Below are 20332 nucleotides of genomic sequence, written 5' to 3'. Positions count from 1 at the left end.
CTCATTTCTGTATTTTTATCGTGTTCTAATGATAAGTGCCGGTCCGGGAGGAAAAGGTTACAAAGAGGGTGCAGAATGTATTGACCAGTGTTAGATTTATATTTTGGTAAATTAAATTTGCAATGATTATATTTATTTAAATCAATTTCGAATGATATGTGTTACTATTATTTCATTTAGCCAAGCTCGGAGGCCAAAACTGTTGCCCGGAGGATATTAAGTGAAACCCAAGGCCTATATCAGCGAAGACAATACACTTTCAGGAGGCTTAATATTGAATCATACACCGGGCAAGCTTTTTCTCTCTACACTAATGATAGTAACTGCACTATATTCTTCTGCCGGAACAGCTTTTGGCGCAGCAGCTCCTCAATTAACTGGAATCACAGGCCACTGGGCACAGAATGAAGTTACCGATTGGGTTGAAAAAGGGCTCATTCAGGGATACGCCGACGGCAGCTTCAAACCGGACAATAGTCTGAAAAGATCAGAGTTCATGGCGCTCATCAACCGTGCCTTCGGATTCACCGAGACGGCACCTGTTGCCTATAAGGATCTCTCTACAAGCAACTGGGCCTACACCGAGGTTGCCAAAGCCGTGAAAGCCGGATATATCAGCGGATATTCAGATGGTACCATCGGTACCGGCAAGACGATCAGCAGACAGGAAGCCGCAGTGATCATCAACCGGTTATTGAAGCTGGATGCCGCGCAGACCGGTGCTCTTTTCAGCGATTCCAAGGATATTGCCGCCTGGGCACTGGATTCTGTCAACGCCGTGGCTGCCGCAGGAGTCATGAAGGGTTACTCCGAAGATAACAGCTTCAGACCCGGCAGAGATATTACCCGTGCGGAAGCCGTAGTGTCCTTAACGCGCACCAAAGTTATTGAGGAAGCTCCGGCTAATACTCCAGTAAATGGTGGAGGCACATCCTCAGCAACCGCCTCACCGACAGCTAGTCCAACATCCACACCAACTGCTACACCTACGCCGGTTCGGAGCACCTATGTCCCTTCCGACCCAACGGCTGCGCCTACAGTTACACCAGTAGCGACACCAACACCTGCAGTTACACCTACACCAGAACCTTCACCAGTTCCTACACCAGCACCTACTCCTGATCCGGGTGATACGTCAGCCCCTCTACTTACCAGTGTGACCCTTGGAGCGGTTACTGTAGGAGACAATGTATATGGAACAAGCAACGAAGCGGGTTATTTGTATCTGGTCCCTTCCACAGTGGTTGGAACTACAACCGGGCTGGAGGATTCTATTCATGCTGCTCTTGGTAAAAAGCTGGCGGTAACCGCCTCCGTCTATTCCCCGCTGAATACGCAGAGTCTGCCTGCCGGTCATTATGTTGTGTATGCTCTAGATGCCTCCGGCAATATCTCGGCCCCTTCCAGCACGATTGAGGTTAGAGCGATTGAACTGACTATAGGGCTTCCTGCCTCCTTGACAGAGTCCAAAACCTATGACGGCAATACTTCAGCAGCTGTAACCGAGGGCTCGCTGTCCGGTGTATTGGCCGGAGACACAGTTAATATTCATGCCTCTGCTGCCTACAGCAGCGCAGCGCTTGGGGTGAACAAGACCATAACCGTTACCTACACATTAAGCGGAGCACAAGCAGCCAGCTATCTTGCACCCGCTCCCTATATCGTGAATACGGGCAGCATCGCACTCCATCCATTAACCATCGAAGCTCCGAATTTGACCTTGGCGAAGTTCAAGGACGGAACCACGGCAGCAGCGGTGACTCCCGGACAGCTTATAGGGGTAGTTCCCGGGGAAAATGTCACTGTGAGCGCCGTTGCCAACTATGACACATCATCCATTGGGACGAACAAAACCATAACTGTAGTCTATACACTTAGCGGAGCAGATGCAGGCAACTATATTGCACCTGCGAGCTACATTGTCACCAACGGGGAAATTGACCGGGATCAGATCACACGCTCCAGAGTCTATGACGGAACTACCGCAGCGGCAGTGATAGTCGGTACGGTAACGGGAAGTTATGAAGGAGATGATGTGACCGTGCATGCTGCTGGGACCTATGACACTCCTAACGTGGGAGTGAACAAAATCATCACCATCTCCTACACCTTAACAGGTATAGACGCAGGGAACTATTCCCCCCCTGTTAGCTATACCATTAATACAGGTATTATCACAGCCTTGCAGCTCGACATTACAGCACCCGTTCTCACAGAGTCTAAGCTCTATGACGGGAATACATCGGCCCAGATCACTCCAGGTACCCTGATCGGAGTTATTCCGGGGGATGATGTTACCGTCAGTGCAACCGCAACCTACAGCGATGCTGCTGCGGGCAGCGGCAAACTTATCACCGTGGTCTACACCTTATCCGGCGACGATGCTGGTAACTACTCGGCACCGGGGAACTATATGATTTCCACGGGTGTGATTGTAGCGCCTTAAGAAGATATCTGTGAACACATGGTATGAATAAAAGCGTCCCGCGAGCCGTGAACCGGCTGGCCTGGGGCGCTTTTGTTATGGTTGGGGTTAGATAGAGTAGGCTACAAGTCATTAATAAATTCGGGCGGAATATAGTCCGCCAGCCAGATATTATGATTTCCGTGGTAGAACTTGATTCCTTCCTGTGCGGCCCGCCCGGCATCTATGGTTAAAATTACAGGACTTGAGTCCTTGCGCCCTCCCACCAGCTTGGCTGTATCGTTATCCACTGAGAAATGAACATACTGTCTTTTCATGGGTTTCAGTCCCTCGTGCAGAATCGTCTCCACCCATTGCCTGGCTGTACCGTGGTACAGAGTAGGGGGCGGCGTTTCAGCCTGCTTGATAATTTTTTGCGGGACCGAGTGACCATACAGCGCCCTTATTCTGCCCTCCGAAAGCTCATGCCGCTGCTTATCCGATGCTGCGATCATTTTGTCCAGATCCTCTGCACCGACTGTTGCCCACTTCTTGTCCTGATGCAGCGAGTGGAGCAGCTGTTCAATGTCCACCCATCCCTGTTCATCCAATTCCAGTTCATATTCCCACGGCGCGTGACGCAGAGCGTAGGAGACCTCTTTGCTGAGCTTTGCATAATCCATTGGATTTAGTCCTCCATAGTCATTTTGTCTTATTGTTAGTTGTCGCAAGCAATCATCGATTGTTACAAGTTTAGCCTAGTTTAGCATATGTGAAGCTTCTGGTATAACCGTGCGCAGGACCATCGGGGGGGCTCCATCGGCCACGGAAGTGGACTGACTGGACTTCTGTCAAGAAAGTAGACTGTTACGCAACGGATTTTTTAGTGAATTGCTTAGCAAAGCGGGCGGGGGAAAGATACCCCAGTGAGCTGTGCATTCGCTTGCGATTGTAATAGAACTCAATGTATTGGAAAATAGCATCATATGCCTGTTCCGGGTTTTTGAAGCGCGGATTACAGTAGATGAGCTCTTTCTTTAAAATACTGTGCCAAGACTCAATGCAGGCGTTATCGTAACAGTTTCCTTTACGGCTCATGCTGGATTTCATGTGGTATGTCTTTAGTTGGTCGACATATTCTTTTGAGGTATATTGAGACCCTCGGTCAGAGTGGTGCAGTAGGCCCTCGCCGGGTCGCTTCGCCGTGTACGCCGCCTGCAGCGCGTCTAAGACCAGGCTCGTCTCCATATGGTTATACAGCCGCCACCCTACAATTTCTCGCGTGCATAGATCCATGACGCTAGCTAGGTATAAGCGACCTCCACGACAAGGGATATACGTGATGTCGGTGACCCATACGGTATTGGGCTTAAGCACCTTAAACTCTTGGTTCAGTGTGTTTGGTGCAATGGGATTATTATGCTTGGAATCGGTCGTCTGCACTCGGTATGGCTTAGATACAATAGAGCGGAGCTTCATTTCTCGCATGTACACACTCACTGTGCGTTCCGTGACCGTATAGCCTTCCTGATGCAGCAGGCGGGTGATCTTCGGACTTCCATACCGTTTTTGATGGTCGTCAAAATGGTACCGGATTCGCTCCATAACAGCAGCCTTGCGGAGGGCTTGCACACTGGCTTTGGCGTTCAGCCACTTGTAATATCCGCTCCTGGATACCTGTAGGGTACTGCACATCTTCTCCAAGCGAAATGCGGAGCGATGGTCCTTCATAAACTGGAATCTTAATTCCTTGGTTTGCTGAAGATGTGCACTGCTTTTTTTACGATTGCCAATTCTTCCTCTGTATCGGCAAGTCGACTGTCTTTCTCTTGGAGCTGACGGCGCATCTCTTGGAGCTCGGCTTCGAGTTCCCGTACCCGATCCATACTGGCTACCGGTTCATTCTTTAGCTCCCGGTATTTCCCCATCCACTGGTGCAGCGTACTTTTCGGAATGTCCAGCTCTTGCGCGATGTCCCCTATGCTCTTCGTCTGCTCTTGAATGAACTTTACCGTTTGCTTCTTATATTCTTCGTTGTACCGTTGTCGTTTTTCTCCCATAGGGATGCACCTCCGTTGCCCTTATTATCCCTCCGTCCGTTAACTGTCGTCTACTTTCAATTCTAATCCCAGACATTCCGCTATTTCTGCTAATCCGGCGGATATGCGAAGTGCACGGACTCAGAATCCGCTAAGTAACCAGATTCCGCTTGATCAGGGGCCGGATAGACAAGTTAACGGAATCCGAGTCCGTTTCAGCTCTAAAAAGAGACGTTTCGGCCGAATAAGGGAATCTGAGTCCACCTCACACTTCTCAGCTATGCATGATAGTTAAGCAGTTCTCTCCACACTGACCTTAAACTAATCCGGTCTCTGTATAACTCAAGTATGGGTGGCGTGGTAGCATAATGATAGTGGTAAAAGAGGGCTGTGAGCGCACGCAAAAAGCCGCCCCTCCCGAGGCGGCCCCTTGCACCCGTCACTGTACACCACATACTTAACCTTGCTAAGCACCACAGCTAACCCGACTGCTGTATCGGATTTACTGAGCTGTTGTCTCTACCTAATGTTGCGACATACCTGCCGCAGCCCAGTCGTGCTGCAACCTCCACCCCTACTGCGCAATCTGCTCGCGGATGTTCGCGAGGATCTTCTTCTCCAGCCTCGACACCTGCACCTGGGAGATGCCGAGGCGGCTGGCGACTTCGGACTGGGTCTGATCGCGGTAGTAACGCAGGTACACGATCAGACGCTCGCGCTCCGTTAGCGCACCGATGGCCTCATTCAAAGCCAGCTTGTCGAACCAGCGCTCCTGCGACTCGTCGGCAATCTGGTCAATCAGCGTGATCGGATCGCCGTCGTTCTCGAAGACGGTCTCGTGGATCGAAGTCGGCGGCTTGTTGGCCTCCTGGGCGAAGACGATTTCTTCGGGCGTGACGCCCAGCGCTTCAGCCACTTCACCGATGGTCGGGAGGCGGTCGAGCGTTTTGGACATCTCATCCTTCATCTTGCGCACCTTGTTGGCCATCTCCTTCAGCGAGCGGCTGACCTTAAGTGTGCCGTCATCGCGGAGGAACCGCTGGATCTCGCCGATAATCATCGGTACCGCATAGGTGGAGAACTTGACCTCATAGCTGAGGTCGAATTTATCAACGGACTTCAGCAGTCCGATACAGCCGATCTGGAACAAATCATCCGGTTCATATCCGCGGTTCATAAACCGCTGCACCACCGACCAGACGAGGCGGATATTGCAGTTGACCAGCGTGTCGCGGGCCGTATGGTCCCCTGCTTGACTAAGTGCGATTAGACGTTTGACCTCCGCATCGTCCAAATAGGTCGGCGGAGCTTTTTTTGATTCTGCTTCCATGGCTCCAACCCCTAATTGTATAAAGCTTTTTTCGAGACGATGGTTTTCTTCATGGAGATTGAAGTTCCGCGTCCCGGTTCGCTGATAACCTCGAATTCATCCATGAAATTCTCCATAATGGTGAAGCCCATTCCTGACCGCTCCAGCTCCGGCTTCGAGGTATACAGCGGCTGCTGGGCCAGCTCCAGATCCTCAATGCCCCGGCCCTTATCCTCAATCGTCAGGTGCACGGTCTCATTGTCGAGCGAAGCGGATATACTGACAACGCCTGCGGGATCACTGTCATAACCGTGAATAATACAATTGGTGACGGCCTCCGAGACTACCGTCTTCAGGTCATTCAGCTCCTCCATCGTCGGATCGAGCCGGGAGACAAAGGCAGCCACTACCACACGCGCGAACGATTCATTCTCCGACAGCGCAGCAAACTGGACACTCATGAAGTTACGAGCTTCGCTACTAGTCATAACGCGACCTCCAAATCCGAGAGTGCAGCGCTCTCGTCGTCATATAGGGGCATGATTTTGAACAGGCCCGACATTTCCAGCAGGCGCTTCACAGGCGCTGTGGCATCGCAGACTGCCATTTTACCGCCCTTACTGCGGATCAGCTTGTACCGTCCCAGAATCACTCCGAGACCCGAGCTGTCCATGAACTGCAGCTCCTTCAGACTCAGGATCAGATGCTCCACCTGGCCCCGCATAATTGCTTCATCCATATCCATACGTACATAATCGGCTGCGTGATGATCCAGTTCCCCGGACAACCGGACAATCAGCACACCCCGGTGATGCTCCATCTCCACATGAGAATTCATGTTTGCCACTCTCCTCTTCGTTGCTTGGACAACCGCCCTGTAACCATTTCTTTCCCCTACAAGGACAAGGTTTCTACACCGCAATTGAGGATTCCTGCCTCACGACAAAACTAGAAGAAAAACCCTAAGAACTTACACAAAGCCCCTGTTCCAATCTACAAAAAGGAACAAACAAGCTTGAAACGGCTGCGGCCTTAATCCTTCGTGAACATAGCGCCCGTTGCCCGCTTGAACAACTTCCACCAGCCCGCCTTAGCGATGTTCTCACCGGCCTTCAGCTCGTATTCCTTCAGCACAGCGGTTCCCTGGTACACGACCAGCTTGCCAACCGTCTGGCCTTCAGCGACCGGAGCCTTCACCTGCTCATTCAGCACCAGCTCGTGGCGGATGCCCTCCTGGGTCACTCCTTTGCGGAGCAGCACACTATAGTCTTCCTTCGCCACGAGCGGCAGCTGCGACTTCACGCCCTTCTCAATCCTTACCGTGCCGATGGTGTCGCCTTCCTTGTGAATCGTATGCAATTTATATTGGGAAAAGAGGTAGTCGAACATCGCCGAAACTTCGCTGTTGCGGGTCTTGGTGTTCGGCTCGCCCAGCACCACCGCTACAGCGCGCAGGCCGTCTCGGGCCGCCGTCGCCGACAGGCAGAACTTTGCTTCGGACGTATATCCTGTCTTCAGACCGTCCGCCCCTGTGTAGAACCGCACCAGCTTGTTGGTGTTGACCAGCCAGAACGGCTTGGTGGAATCCTTGCGCAGGTAATCCTGATAAGAGCCGGTGTATTTGATAATCTGCTCATGCTTCAGCAGCTCCCGGCTAATAACGGCAATATCATGCGCGGAGGAATAATGATTCGCAGCCGGTAGACCATTACAGTTGGCGAAATGAGTATCCTTCAGGCCCAGGTCCTGCGCCTTCTGGTTCATGAGATCGACGAAGGCGCTCTCCGAGCCGGCGATCTTCTCCGCCATAGCTACGGAAGCATCATTGCCGGAGGCCATCGCGATGCCCTTCAGCATATCGTCAACCGTCATTTCCTCACCCGGCTCCAGAAAAATCTGCGAACCGCCCATCGATGCCGCATACTCGCTGGTCCGCACCTTGTCGGTCAGCTGCAGTCTGCCCTCGTCCAGCGCCTCCACCGTCAGCAGCATAGTCATAATCTTGGTAATACTGGCCGGCGGAAGTTTATCATGGCTGTTCTTCTCATAGATGACCGTGCCCGTGCTGGCATCCATAAGAATGGCAGAACGCGCCCCCGGCGCCAGCTCCGCCGCCCCTCCGGCATTGCCGGAATTTGCGGTGCCTTTGGCTTTTTCCTCGGCCCAGGCTCCGGTAGCGCCTCCCAGAACCGATACAGCAATGCACAGCACAAGCGTAACATAACGAATTTTCCTCACAATGGTTCCCCTCCTGAACTTAACCTTCATTTCACAGGTACTGTGTTCCAGTTTCGTCAGAATGGCAGGAAATTATTCCATTTCAGCGAGAAATAGAAGGATTAGCTATCCTCTGAAACAGATACATTCTGTAATTCAAACTATATTTCAAAAAAGGCTTCCCCAGGTATCTTCACAGATACTTGAGAAAGCCTCTTTTCCATAGTGCTAAGAATGGCCTATCCGCCGATAGCCAATGCGCTGAAAATAACAGGTCCCACCACTGTAGCAATGGAGTCAACATCCTGGTTCTCCACAATCAGTTGATAGTTCTGCACACCGGACGGGACGTTGATATCTACCATATGCAGCGAAATAATACCGTCGTCATTGTAATTCTCTTCAAGCTCTACACGAGCATAGAATATCTCGGTGCCTGCCCGCCAGATGCGGACCAGCACATTAGGAGTATCCAGAGTAACATCCACGCCGATAGTGGCTTTCAGTTCCACCTTATTGGGGAAATGTCCTGGAACTGCGGGATCGATATACACCGATGTTCCTGCAATCTGTATACCTGCCGGAGAAATAGGGACGGGTATGGAAACCCCGTTAGTAATAGGTGTAACTACGGAGGCGTTATAATCCAACAGTATTTTGGCCAAAGGGTATCACTCCTTTTCATATTCTACTAAAGTATATGTAAAATATGAAAAAGAGCTTGTGCACCTGTCCGCGCGTTAGCGTGCGTTGCTAGAGTTCACTGCCGGACGGCTCCCGCCCTTATGCCCGAGATAGAGTCTGGAGAGTACCGGAGAGCGCACAGCCCACATGGCTACGAGCAGCGGCACACCCACCCCGATCAGCGTAAAGGGGATCAGTCCGTAATTCGCGCCAAGCAGATATTTCAGGCTGTAATTCAGCGGCAGATGCAGGTACATAATCGCAATAGAGTTGCGCCCCAGGCTGCCCATCCAGTCCAGCGGAACAAGCTGTACCAGCCGGTACACTCCGGCGCAAATGGTCAACGAGACCAGCAGTGGCACCGCGAGATCCAGCACGAGCGAGGTATACTCCTTGTATTTCATATTCAGGCTGTATTGAATAATCCCCCTCCGTTCCAGCAGCAGCACAAGGCCGCATAACGGGAGCAGTACAGGGAGCGCCGAATAGCGGCGGATCAGTGCAGGAATCACCTGTTTGCCATAGAAGCCGATGGCATAGTAAGTGATGGCGAGCAGCGACACATCTATATTCCAAGGAAGGTTGAAGTTCTTGAGCGAGGTCAGGGAGATCACATGGGAGAGGAGGTACGCAGAGGCTATTATTAGAAATTGGATACTGCGGGAATAACGGACGATATATCCGAACAGCAGCTGGGTGAACAGCAGGCAGGTGATGAACCAGAACACCCCGTAAGGCCCCGTGAGCGACAGTCCCCCGTAGAGCAGCCTCGCTACATTCTCTGCGAACCCCTTAAGATTCAGGTTGAACAGCAGCAGCACTGCCGCAATCAGGAGTCCGTAGGCAAAATAAGGAGTCATCAGCCCCCGTGTCCGCTTCACTGCCCAGCGCAGATAACGTCCGGGTTCAACCGGCTTAAACAGCAGCCCGCTGAGCATGAAGAACAAAGGCATCCGGAACCAGGACAAATAATGGTTCGCTGCCGCATCGCCCGAGTGGCCCATCACGACAAAAATAATACTGAATCCTTTGGCGGCATCAATCCATAATTCGCGTGGCTTATTCACTGTCTTCTCCCATCTCCTCCCATGTCAGTTGTAATTTAAAGTAATTATAAAAGGGTTTGTTTTTATTTTCAAACTTTAATGAAATATTTCAGTGATATTTCTGAAAGGATATTCCCTTAACAACGGAGCAGACTCTGTAAAAATAAGTCATTCTGCCTAGACGGGAGACGTTGTCCCATCCGGGATAATAAATAGGGCTAAAGTCCGGCGGTGTTGCCGGTGACGTAGCGGGCAGGAAAAGCGTCTGGTATGGTGCGGGGAAGTAGGAGGCAGGATGCCGAATGTGATCGGTTTTCCGATTACATTGGACCCACGCAACTCCGCAGCACCGAATGTGATCGGTTTTCCGATTACATTTGGACCACGTGCCTCCGCAGCGTTGAATGTGATCGGTTTTCCGATTACATTTGGACCATGCGCCTTCGCAGTGCGCCGAATGTGATCGGTTTTCCGATTACATTCGGTCCACATGCCTCTGCAGCGTTGAATGTGATCGGTTTTCCGATTACATTTGGTCCACATGCCTCCGCAGCGCCGAATGTGGTCAGTTTTCCGATTACATTCGGTCCACATGCCTCTGCAGCTCCGAATGTGATCGGTTTTCCGATTACATTCGGTCCACATGCCTCTGCAGCGCTGAATGTGATCGGTTTTCCGATTACATTTGGACCACGTGCCTCCGCAGCTCCGAATGTGATCGGTTTTCCGATTACATTCGGTCCACGGGCCTGCGTGCGAGCCCAATGTATGCTGTTTTCAGCATACATTCGGTCCACGGGCCTGCGTGCGAGCCCAATGTATGCTGTTTTCAGCATACATTCGGTCCACTTGTCTTCGCCCGGCCCATCGTATGCTGTTTTTCGCATCCAGCAAAAGCAAAGGGCCACCCGCTGCCGGATGGCCCCTCCTCACTTATTACTTAATACAAATGACAGGCCACCTGATGGCCTGAATCCAACTCCCGCAGCACCGGCGCTTCCGACTTGCAGCGGTCCATCGCATGCGGACAACGGGGGTGGAAGGCACAGCCCGTGGGTGGTGTCTCCGGGTTCGGAACATCCCCTGTCAGGACGATACGCTGCTTCTTCAGGCCCGGATTCGGCACTGGAACGGCAGACATCAGCGCCTGCGTATACGGATGCAGCGGCTTCGCGAAGAGTGCCTTCGTCGGCGCCAGCTCGACAATCCTCCCCAGGTACATGACGGCCACCCGGTCGCTGATGAACTTCACGACTGACAGGTCATGCGAGATGAACATATAAGTGAGGCCGTATTGCTCCTGCAGATCCTGCATCAGATTCAGCACCTGGGCCTGGATGGAAACATCCAGTGCCGATACCGGCTCATCGCAGACAATGAACTTCGGATTCAGCGCAAGCGCGCGGGCAATCCCGATCCGCTGCCGCTGGCCGCCGGAGAATTCATGGGGGAAACGGTGGGCCTGATAGGGGGACAGGCCCACCACCTCCATCAGCTGCTCGACCCTGCTCTTCAGCTCTCCGGCGGGAGCTGATCCGTGGGTACGGAGCGGCTCCTCCAGAATGCGCTGGACGGTCCAGCGGGGGTCGAGCGAAGCGTAAGGGTCCTGGAACACCATTTGCATATCGGTACGGAACCTGCGTAGCTGCTCGGTATTCAGGCTGCGCACATCGGTGCCGCCGAATATAATCTCGCCTTCTGTCGGCTCAATCAGCCGCAGAATGGCCCGTCCGGTGGTCGATTTCCCGCAGCCGGATTCTCCGACCACAGCCAGCGTCTCTCCCTGCTCAACGGATAGAGTAATGCCGTCAACGGCTTTGACTGCACCGACCTGCTTAGAGAAGAACCCCCGGCGGATCGGATAATGCTTCTTCAGATTGCAGACTTCCAATAATGTGGTCATAGAATCCCCTCCTGCTGCAGGATACAGCGGCATGTGTGGCCCGGCTGCACTTCAAGCAGCTCCGGGAGCTGCTCCCTGCAGCGGTCCACCGCTACAGGACAACGCGGCGCGAACCGGCAGCCGGGCGGCAGGCTGGCCGGATTCGGCACCTGGCCCGGAATCGAGCTGAGGCGGTCCTCATCTCCCGCCAGTTGGGGCAGGGATGCCAGCAGCCCTTGAGTATACGGGTGCAGCGGCTGGCTGTACAGGGTAGTTACATCCGTCTCCTCGACGATCTGACCCGCGTACATGATGACGACCCGGTCGCACATCTCGGCAACGACCCCCAGATCATGTGTGATCATCAGGATCGACATGCCCTCATTCTTTTGCAGATCCCGCATCAGATCAAGGATCTGCGCCTGAATCGTTACATCCAGCGCCGTCGTCGGCTCATCGGCAATGAGCAATTGGGGACTACAGACCATCGCCATCGCAATCATCACCCGCTGCCGCATCCCGCCGGAGAGCTGATGGGCATACTGCTGGGCAATCTTCTCCGGACGGGGAATCCCCACCTTGCGTAGCATCTCTACCGCCCGGGCATCGGCTTCCTTCTTGCTTAGCTTTAAATGATAACGGGCGGATTCGGAGATCTGGCGCCCGATCTTGAACACCGGATTCAGCGAGGTCATCGGCTCCTGAAAAATCATCGCAATCCGGTTCCCCCGGATGCTCCGCACCTCTTTTACCGACATCTCCAGCATATCCTTACCCTCAAAGCGGATGTGGCCGGAAGCAATCCGGCTGATCCGCTTCGGCAGCAGCTGCATGATGGAGAGTGAGGTGATGCTTTTGCCGCAGCCGGATTCACCGACAATTCCCAGCGTCTCTCCCTTGCGCACTGACAGACTGATGCCGTCCACCGCACGGATCGTACCCGCCGCTGTCTGAAACTCGGTGCATAGCCCTGATACCTCCAGCAGTTCTGTCATGATTGCCCCTCCCTCCAAAAAACTCCCCACAAAGTGATGCTTCGCCTGCGTTGATTACTCAGGTACTTTGCGGGGGCCCCAAAAAAGATGTACTTCTCTTTAATTCTCTCTATCTTCCACGCCCAGATATTTAAGCGCCGTCAAAGCATAGACCTTCGCACACTGGATAATCTGCCAGACGGGAGCCTTCTCGTTGAAATTATGAATCGTTGACAGCTCGGCCGGGCCGTATTGCAGCACCGGAATGTTATGAGTGCGGAAATGGCGCGCATCGCTGGAGGCCCATTGCAGCACGCCGTAGGCTTCTTCCCCGCTCACCTCACAGATACTCTCCACCAGATCCTTGACCACCGGCTCCTCATTGGAGGTCCAGTTGGCATTGCCCTGGAAGCCGAAGCCCTTCACCTCGGATTCAATGCCGGCTTCAAGCAGCAGGGAGCGGGCACGGTCCAGCACATCCCGGTAGTCTACCCCGAACGGTACACGGGAATCGACCTGAATGGTGCAGCGGTCCGCCACTACGTTCACCTTGGTTCCGCCCTGAATGGTTCCGATGTTGACCGTCACATGGTCGAATACCTGATAGGCAAGGGAATCTCTTTCTTCGCTGCCTTTCACATACTCCTGCGAGATGCGGATAATCTCCCGGACCTCCTCAGGCACCTCGACCTTAATGTCCCACAGGCGCTGCAAGGCTTCAATGCCCTTGGCGGCCTTCACAATGGCGCTGTCTCCAACCACAGGCGACAAGCTGCCGTGACCCGGTGTGCCTTCGACGGTGAATTCGAACCAGCAGCTGCCCTTTTGCCCGATGGTCGGGTTCAGCGGGCCGGAAGGCTCGGCAATCACAGCGGCGGTTCCGGTAATCAGGCCGCGCTCCAGCACCCAGGGAACCCCGAGGTGACCTCCGGTCTCTTCGTCGGGTACGATCAGCAGAGACAGATCCCCTTTGAGCGGAACGCCCAGCTTCGACAGCAGTGCAGTAACGTAGATTAACCCGGCCAGCCCGGCCTTCATATCCGAAGCGCCTCTGCCCAGCAGATAGCCATCCACGATATCGCCGCAGAACGGATCGAAATCCCAGCGCGAGCGGTCTCCCGCCGGAACGACATCGGTATGTCCGCAGTAGATCAGCTTTTTGCCGGTGCGCTCCTGCGCTCCTGCGCCCAGGGTGGACACCAGATTGAACATGGTTTCGGTGGCTGGATAGATTGAAGTGTCAATCCCGGCTTCCTTCAGATAACTAATAATGTAGGCGCTGATCTCCCGCGAATCGCCCGGCGGATTCTCCGAAGGGAATCGGATCAGCTTAGAGCACAGCTCCAGCAGCTCCTCCTGCCCGGCATCAATGGCCTCCAGCACCTTGCTTTTCCAGTCGGTCATGGGTTACGAATTCTCCTTTGTGATCCCCTCGCAGGGGACCGCTTAAATTTGTGACAAGAAGAGGGACGAAGCCTAGGGCTTGTCCGCTCTCTTTTAGCCAAACCTGCTTATTCTGTAATCGACAGCGGATAGAAACGGATCACTTCATCCGGGTAGAAGGCGTAGCCGCTGATCTTGTTGCTCATCCCCACAATGCGGTTATACTCGTAGAGATACGCCCAAGGTGCTTCTGTCGTGATGATTTCCTGAGCCTGCTTGTAGAGCTCTGTGCGCTTCGCCGTATCTGTCTCCAGGTTCGCCTGCTCCCACAGCTTGTCTACTTCAGCATTCTGGTAGTTGATGTAGTTGGAAGAGCCCTTGCCGTACAGCAGGAAGCCGAGGTGGTAGCCGGGATCATTGACGAATGAAGTCCATTTGGAGATATAAGAGGTCAGATTATTGGTCTTCTGCTGCTCCAGGAACTGTGCGCGGGCCAGCTTGTTGATCTTCATGTTGACTCCGATTTTGGCCAGCTCAGCCTGGATCAGGACCGCATCATCTTCCCAGTCATCGAAGCCGGAGCCCAGCGTGAAGTCGAAGTCAAAGCCCTTCTCATAGCCTGCTTCCTTCAGCAGTGCCTTGGCCTTGTCCAGATTGTACTCATACACATAGCCTGCATCGGTGAAGCCCGGCGTGTTGCTGGCTACCGCACTCTTCATCTGCTTGGCCTGGCCGTACATCACCCCGCTCAGCAGCTGATCGTAGGGAATCGCATAGTTGATCGCCTGGCGGACTTTTACATTATCGAACGGCTTGACCTTGTTGTTCATGGCGAAGAACAGAATCCGGTTGCTCGCATTGGAAGCGACCGTCAGCGCCGAATTGCTCTCCAGCGTGGATACATCCTTCGGAGGAATCTCAATGGCCATGTCTACATCGCCCTTACCCAGCAGCAGCACGCGGTTCGAAGCTTCCTTGGTGAACTTCAGGGTTACCTTGCCGAGGCTTGGCGCACCCTGCCAGTAGCTGTCATTAGCTGTGAAAACAGCTTCGGTAGCCGGGTCCCACTTCGTAAGCTTGAACGGGCCGGAACCGGCGGCATTCGTCTTCAGGTAGTCTGCACCCTGTGCTTCTACCGTCTTCTGGTCCACGATGGAGAAGGTGTACATCGCCAGAATCTGCAGGAAATTATGATTGGCATTAGTCAGAGTAACTTCAACGGTCGAAGCGTCTTTTACCGTAACGGATTTAATTGAGGCCATGCCGTAGAGGAAGCTGCCGGAGCTGGACTTCGCCACACGTTCAAAAGAGTACGCCACCGCCTCGGCATCCACCGGATTGCCGCTCTGGAAGCTCACGCCGGATTTCAGCTTGAACGTATACACCGTGTTGTCAGCATTCACTTCCCAGCTCTCTGCGAGCATGGGCTTGATGTCTTCGGTATTGGCGATGCTGGCGCCATTCTCGGTCTTGATGCCGTAGGTGACCAGCTGATCATAAGCGGCCAGCACAAGCGTATCGGAGGTCAGATCATTGGCTTCCGCCGGGTCGAGCGTGGTGCCGCCCTCGGAATAGGCCACCGTCAGATTCTTTTTGACCGGGGCTGCTGTTGCTACAGTATCCGTTCCTGCCGAAGTGGCAGCAGGGGTCTGCGGATTGGCGCTGCTGGCGCATCCGGCAAGCATGATTGAAAAAGCGACGAGTGTGGACAACAGTTTAACTTTTTTCATCGGGTAATTCCTCCCTTTTCTATATCCTGCTTGCATAACAACTACTTGTGCTGCTGATGATTATCTGCCGCCTTACGTTCTAGCTGACGTTAATCTATCTATCTCTATCGGGGATGGGGCAGCCTTGGGGGTTTCCCCTGCTCCGCCTCATTTCCCCGAACGCAACCGCGGGTCAAGCACATCCCGGAAGCCGTCTCCGAGTAAGTTGAAGCCTAAGATGGAGGTAGCAATGCCGAGGCCTGGAAAAGTAACCAGCCACCATTGCCCGGAAATGATATATTCCCGGCCTTCGGAGATCATCGCGCCCCATTCGGCAATCGGGGGTCTGACCCCCAGCCCCAGGAAGCTGAGACTGGACGCGGTCAGGATGGCGAAGCCCATCCCGAGCGTAGCCTGCACCATTAGCGGCGCCAGAGCATTCGGCAGAATATGCCGGTACAGAATGACTCTATCCTTCACACCAATGGCCCGGCTGGCTTCGATATACTCCTTCTCCCGCAGAGAGACCGTCTGGCCGAACATCAGCCGGGCGAATTCGGGGATGCCGACAATGCCGACGGCGATCATTGCGCTGCTGAGTCCGGCGCCGATCGAGGCGGCAATCGCCATCGACAATACCAGTGACGGGAAGGACAACAATACATCCATGACCCGCATGATGATGGTTCCGGTCCGGCCGCCGTAGTAAGCGGCAATCCCGCCCAGCGGCATCCCGATCAGGAAGGAGATCGAGACCGCGATCAGGCCGGTCCAGATGCTGATCCGTGCGCCGTACAGCACCCGGCTGAGAATATCCCGGCCGAAGTTGTCGGTCCCGAACCAGTGGCTGCCGGAGGGCGGCTGCAGCTTATTCGCCATATCTGTGACGAATGGATCATGGGGAGCCAGCCAGGGGGCGAAGACGGCTACCACGGTCCAGATCAGGATGAAGGTCAGCCCGAAGGCCGCCAGGCGGTTGTGCAGCAGCAGGGATAATAGGGTCCGGGGCTTGGCCGGTGCGGGCTTCGCCGGGCTGCCCTGTGCTGAATGTGCTGCAGTGCTCACAAGCAATCTCCTCCTCTCACACAAGCTGTTCTATTCATAACGGATTCTCGGGTCAATGAACCCGTAGATCAGGTCGACCGCCAGGTTAATCCCGCAGTAGAGCACGGCACTGACCAGGGTGAACGCCTGGATCGGCGCGTAATCCGCTGCCAGTATGGAGTCGGTGACATAGCCGCCGATTCCCGGCCAGGAGAAGATCGTCTCCGTGATGACCGCGCCGCCCATCAGGAAGCCGAACTGGAGTCCGAGCACCGTTAGCGTGGGAATCAGCGCATTAACCAGTGCGTGCTTGTAGATGACGGCCGATTCCCGCAGCCCCTTGGCCCGGGCGGTGCGGACGAAGTCCTGATCGACCACCTCCAGCATGCTGGAGCGGGTCATCCGGGCGATGATCGCCATCGTACCGGTACTGAGGCAGATCGCCGGGAGCACGAGATGCGCGAGGCTGCTTTTAAGTGCAGCGGTGTCGCCGGAGAGTATACTGTCCAGCACGTACAGCCCGGTGATATGCACCGGCGGGTTGAGGTCCCCGCTGATCCGGCCCATCGGTGCCGGTGCCCAGCCCAGAATGGAGTAGAAGATATAGATGAACATCAGTCCGAGCCAGAAGATCGGCACACAAGCACCTATCAGGGAAAATACACGCGAGATGTGATCCAGTAGCGATTCCTTACGGGTAGCGGCCACAATGCCTACCGGAATGGCGATTAGAACCGCAATCAGGATGCTGGCCAGGGTCAGCTCAATCGTAGCCGGGAAGCGTGAGGCCAGGTCGCTGGCGACCGAATGTCCGGTGTGATAGGCATAGCCGATATCGCCTTGCAGCAGTTGCCCGATGTAAGCGAAGAACTGGATATACAGCGGCTTGTCCAGCCCCATATCCTGGCGGATCTTGTTCACAATCTCCTCCGGAGCCTGCTCTCCGGCCAGCATAATCGCAGGATCGCCCGGCAGGACTCTCGACAGAATGAAGGTGATGACGATAATGCCGAGCAAGGCTGGAATCATCTGCACAAGTCTTTTTAATGTATAAGCAAACAATGAATCAACCCCCTTACGACTTCGACTGCTGTGTCTCTGTGACTGAATTCCGCTCTCATGTCAGGTAATACGTGTATCCTTTGTCTTATTAAAGTGTTGAGCTAATTCTACATAGAATTTCACAGCCCCTCTACGTCCCGTTCAGCTAAAAAAATGCACAACCGTTTGTCGGTTGTGCACTATCAAGGACTATGAATGTTAGATTTACTCACACGAAATTCCAGAATTCTTCCAAAGCGCCCTATTTTTCCTGGAGGTAATAGTAAATCAGGCACAAATGGCAGACGAACTGTTCGCGCGGATCATTCAGATCGAAGCCGGTGATATCCCGAATCCGCTCCAGCCGGTATTTGACGGAGTTGCGGTGGATATAGAGGCTGTTCGCCGTCTCAATCAGACTGCCCCGGCACTCCAGATAATGATAGAAGGTCAGCAGCATATTGCTGTCATGCTCCTGGTCGTATTGCAGCAGCTTGCCCAGCTTACGCTCGAACAGCCGCTCGAATCCGGGACCGTCCAGCCCCTCCAGCAGATGATAGACCTCCATCTCTTCGTAGCGGGTAATCCCGCCGGGGCCTTGTCCGAGTCTTCTGGAGATGGACAGCGCTTTGCGCGCCTCGTTATAGCTGGTGTGGATGTCCCACAGGTATTCCGAGGTGCCGATACCGCAGCGGTAACTGCTTAAGCCTTCTGCCTTGTCCTGCAGCCAGCCGCAGAGCGTCTTCTCCCACGGCTCCTCCGCGTCACCGCCCGGCGTGAACCTGCGCCCCTCCTGCGTAGGCAGGAACAGCACCGCCCGGCTCGAACGGTACTCGGCGTGCGGCGTGACGCCGCGCTTCTTCGCCTCCCGCTCCAGCAGCCGGTTCACCGTCTCCTCGCTCGGCGCCGTCTCCCCTTCGATGACGGCCACCTCCCACTTGTGCTCAGGGTTCATCCCGAGCTGGCGGGCCCGCCGCTGCACCTCATGCCTCGACGGCAGCGGCGGGGTCAGCAGCTCATCGATGAAGTTGCCGCGCAGCCGGAATTCCGTATCCTCGGCTACCTTACGCCGCATTATTTCAAGGGCAAAAACAAGCCGGGCTTGCTCGATGCCCACCTCCTCCATATCATCCAGCCGCTCCTTGTCGACGAGCAGCCGGGCAACCGTCCGGCGGTCCACATGGATGTTCCAGCTAAGCGGAGAGTCGCTCTGGGTCCAGTCATAGTCTGCCGGGGAGGATACGATAATCTTCCGCTCCGTATCTACGAGTGCCACCGGGGCCTTAAGGAACTCGGCCACACTGTCGCTGACCGCCTGAATGCCGCTGTTCTCCAGCACCATGGTGGTCAGCGTGCGGTAGACCTCCTCCGCCCGGCGCAGCAGCATCGCCTGCCGTCCCAGCAGCAGCTCCATCACCGGCTGGGTGATATCTGTGTACGGAATCTCGGGCGGGATCTCCACAATCGGCAGACCGCAGGCATTGCTGGCCTCGATGGCCCCCTGGGGGATCTCCTTCAGAAAGCGGGCCGGCTTGATCGCCAGCGCCGCTGCGCCCAGATTGTCGAGCGTGTAGATCACCTCGGTCAGCAGTGAAGGATCATGCCGGATCGAATAGGCTGTCGTCAGCAGCATCACCCCTTCGCTGATCCAGCCCTTCAGATCCGGAACCTCCATAATATCCACGAACCGGACCACCCGGTCCAGCCCCTGCTCGCCGCTGATGACCTTCGCTTTCCCAAGAACCGAGAGCTCCATTAGCTCCCGCAGCGTAATTCCTCGTGTATTCACCCTTCCGCCTCCCTCTGCTGTCTTCAGTATTTCATGATTTTTCCTGAAATATGCCAATATGCCATGACAATGCCGCCAGCCCACTTTTTGCGTTCCCGCTAGTTTATCAGAGATTCCCGCCGAGCCACAGGAAATTGATATCCAGTTACGGCAGATTTTCGGTGTGAAAGCACATTAGGAAGAAATTGGATCACAGGTGGAAGAATGAGAAGCGATTGCAAGAGGCGGAGTATGGGGGAGTGGATCAAAAGGATCTATCTCTCACCAACTCCTAAATGGCCGCTCCTATAGTCCCTACGTCTCTGCCCCCTCCCCCACCAATTACGAGCGTGGAGCACGTTTCGCCGGATTCAGAGGGATTTATCCCTTTGATTACGAGCGTGAGGCGCGTTTCGCCGGATTCAGAGGGATTTATCCCTTTGATTACAGGCGGCAGGCACGTTTCGCCGGATTCAGAGGGATTTATCCCTTTGATTACAGACGGCAGATGTACGCAGATATGTTACCTATGACAAAGTGCTCTAACCCATTTAGTTACTCAAAAGATATTCATCTACGCCGTGCTACTCCTGCTTCCCCAAATCTGTCCCCCCCGCCGCTATCAGCCTCATAGTCCATCCCGCTGAATTCAGGGGCACTAGTGCTCCTCATTCTCTCCTTTTGCCCGCATCTGCCCAATTCAGGTGCACTTCTGCACCTCATTCTCTCCTTTTGCCCGCTTACGCCGAATTCAGGGGCACTTGTGCTCCTCTAATCCCCTAACTACAAAGAAGCGTCCCCTGCCCTGAGCCAGGAGGAACGCTTCGAAGAG

The 20332-nt window shown here is 54.3% G+C and carries 17 protein-coding genes; 1 reads left to right on the top strand and 16 read right to left on the bottom strand.

All coding sequences use genetic code 11. The features are described from left to right. Positions 1-274: 274 nt before the first annotated feature. Entirely contained in the window at positions 275-2446 is a 2172-nt protein-coding gene (locus tag MKX42_RS12695; protein WP_340752804.1) for a YDG domain-containing protein, read from the top strand. Between the two features lie 101 nt (positions 2447-2547). Here MKX42_RS12695 and MKX42_RS12690 read toward each other — a convergent pair whose 3' ends face one another. The 16 genes from MKX42_RS12690 to MKX42_RS12615 form a co-directional block, all read right to left on the bottom strand. Continuing rightward, positions 2548-3087, bottom strand: coding sequence for an RNA 2'-phosphotransferase (locus tag MKX42_RS12690; protein WP_340752803.1), 540 nt, complete (start codon positions 3085-3087; stop codon positions 2548-2550). 184 nt (positions 3088-3271) lie between these two features. Further along, positions 3272-4135, bottom strand: coding sequence for an IS3 family transposase (locus MKX42_RS12685; protein WP_339311273.1), 864 nt, complete (start codon positions 4133-4135; stop codon positions 3272-3274). 11 nt (positions 4136-4146) lie between these two features. Next, positions 4147-4464, bottom strand: a complete 318-nt coding sequence (locus MKX42_RS12680) for a transposase (RefSeq protein WP_340750981.1) — start codon at positions 4462-4464, stop codon at positions 4147-4149. 553 nt (positions 4465-5017) lie between these two features. Further along, positions 5018-5773, bottom strand: a complete 756-nt coding sequence (sigF, locus tag MKX42_RS12675; protein ID WP_209984211.1) for an RNA polymerase sporulation sigma factor SigF — start codon at positions 5771-5773, stop codon at positions 5018-5020. A gap of 11 nt (positions 5774-5784) precedes the next feature. Next, positions 5785-6240: an anti-sigma F factor gene (gene spoIIAB, locus MKX42_RS12670; RefSeq protein WP_036698265.1), complete on the bottom strand. Its 456-nt coding sequence runs from the start codon at positions 6238-6240 to the stop codon at positions 5785-5787. Continuing rightward, complete coding sequence (spoIIAA, locus tag MKX42_RS12665; protein WP_036727462.1) at positions 6237-6590, bottom strand: anti-sigma F factor antagonist; 354 nt, start codon at positions 6588-6590, stop codon at positions 6237-6239. Before spoIIAA ends, spoIIAB begins: the two co-directional genes overlap by 4 nt. Before the next feature lie 194 nt (positions 6591-6784). Further along, the gene (locus tag MKX42_RS12660) at positions 6785-8020 is read right to left on the bottom strand and encodes a D-alanyl-D-alanine carboxypeptidase family protein (RefSeq protein WP_445669318.1); all 1236 of its coding nucleotides are present in this window, start codon (positions 8018-8020) and stop codon (positions 6785-6787) included. Between the two features lie 188 nt (positions 8021-8208). Continuing rightward, positions 8209-8634, bottom strand: a complete 426-nt coding sequence (locus tag MKX42_RS12655) for a hypothetical protein (protein WP_340752801.1) — start codon at positions 8632-8634, stop codon at positions 8209-8211. Positions 8635-8709: 75 nt separating this feature from the next. Continuing rightward, positions 8710-9720, bottom strand: coding sequence for an acyltransferase family protein (locus MKX42_RS12650; protein WP_340752800.1), 1011 nt, complete (start codon positions 9718-9720; stop codon positions 8710-8712). Positions 9721-10639: 919 nt separating this feature from the next. Then, entirely contained in the window at positions 10640-11602 is a 963-nt protein-coding gene (locus MKX42_RS12645; protein ID WP_340752799.1) for an ABC transporter ATP-binding protein, read from the bottom strand. Next, a complete protein-coding gene (locus MKX42_RS12640; protein ID WP_340752798.1) occupies positions 11599-12576 on the bottom strand; it encodes an ABC transporter ATP-binding protein in 978 nt (325 codons plus the stop codon). Before MKX42_RS12640 ends, MKX42_RS12645 begins: the two co-directional genes overlap by 4 nt. A 99-nt stretch (positions 12577-12675) precedes the next feature. Then, positions 12676-13959 carry a M20 family metallopeptidase gene (locus tag MKX42_RS12635; protein WP_340752797.1) on the bottom strand — a complete coding sequence of 428 codons (1284 nt, stop codon included), beginning with the start codon at positions 13957-13959 and terminating at the stop codon, positions 12676-12678. A 107-nt stretch (positions 13960-14066) separates the two neighbouring features. Beyond that, positions 14067-15668, bottom strand: a complete 1602-nt coding sequence (locus MKX42_RS12630) for an ABC transporter substrate-binding protein (protein ID WP_340752796.1) — start codon at positions 15666-15668, stop codon at positions 14067-14069. A 147-nt stretch (positions 15669-15815) separates the two neighbouring features. After that, entirely contained in the window at positions 15816-16712 is an 897-nt protein-coding gene (locus MKX42_RS12625; protein ID WP_445669317.1) for an ABC transporter permease, read from the bottom strand. A 30-nt stretch (positions 16713-16742) separates the two neighbouring features. Then, on the bottom strand, positions 16743-17753 hold the full coding sequence (locus MKX42_RS12620; RefSeq protein WP_340752795.1) for an ABC transporter permease: 1011 nt from the start codon (positions 17751-17753) through the stop codon (positions 16743-16745). Between the two features lie 241 nt (positions 17754-17994). Further along, the gene (locus MKX42_RS12615; protein WP_340752794.1) at positions 17995-19521 is read right to left on the bottom strand and encodes a PucR family transcriptional regulator; all 1527 of its coding nucleotides are present in this window, start codon (positions 19519-19521) and stop codon (positions 17995-17997) included. Positions 19522-20332: the final 811 nt, after the last annotated feature.

Origin of the sequence: Paenibacillus sp. FSL R7-0204 (assembly GCF_038002225.1) — a bacterium.
GTDB lineage: Bacteria > Bacillota > Bacilli > Paenibacillales > Paenibacillaceae > Paenibacillus_AQ.
Note: the sequence above shows the minus strand (reverse complement) of the source record. Positions and strands in the feature narration are given on the sequence as shown.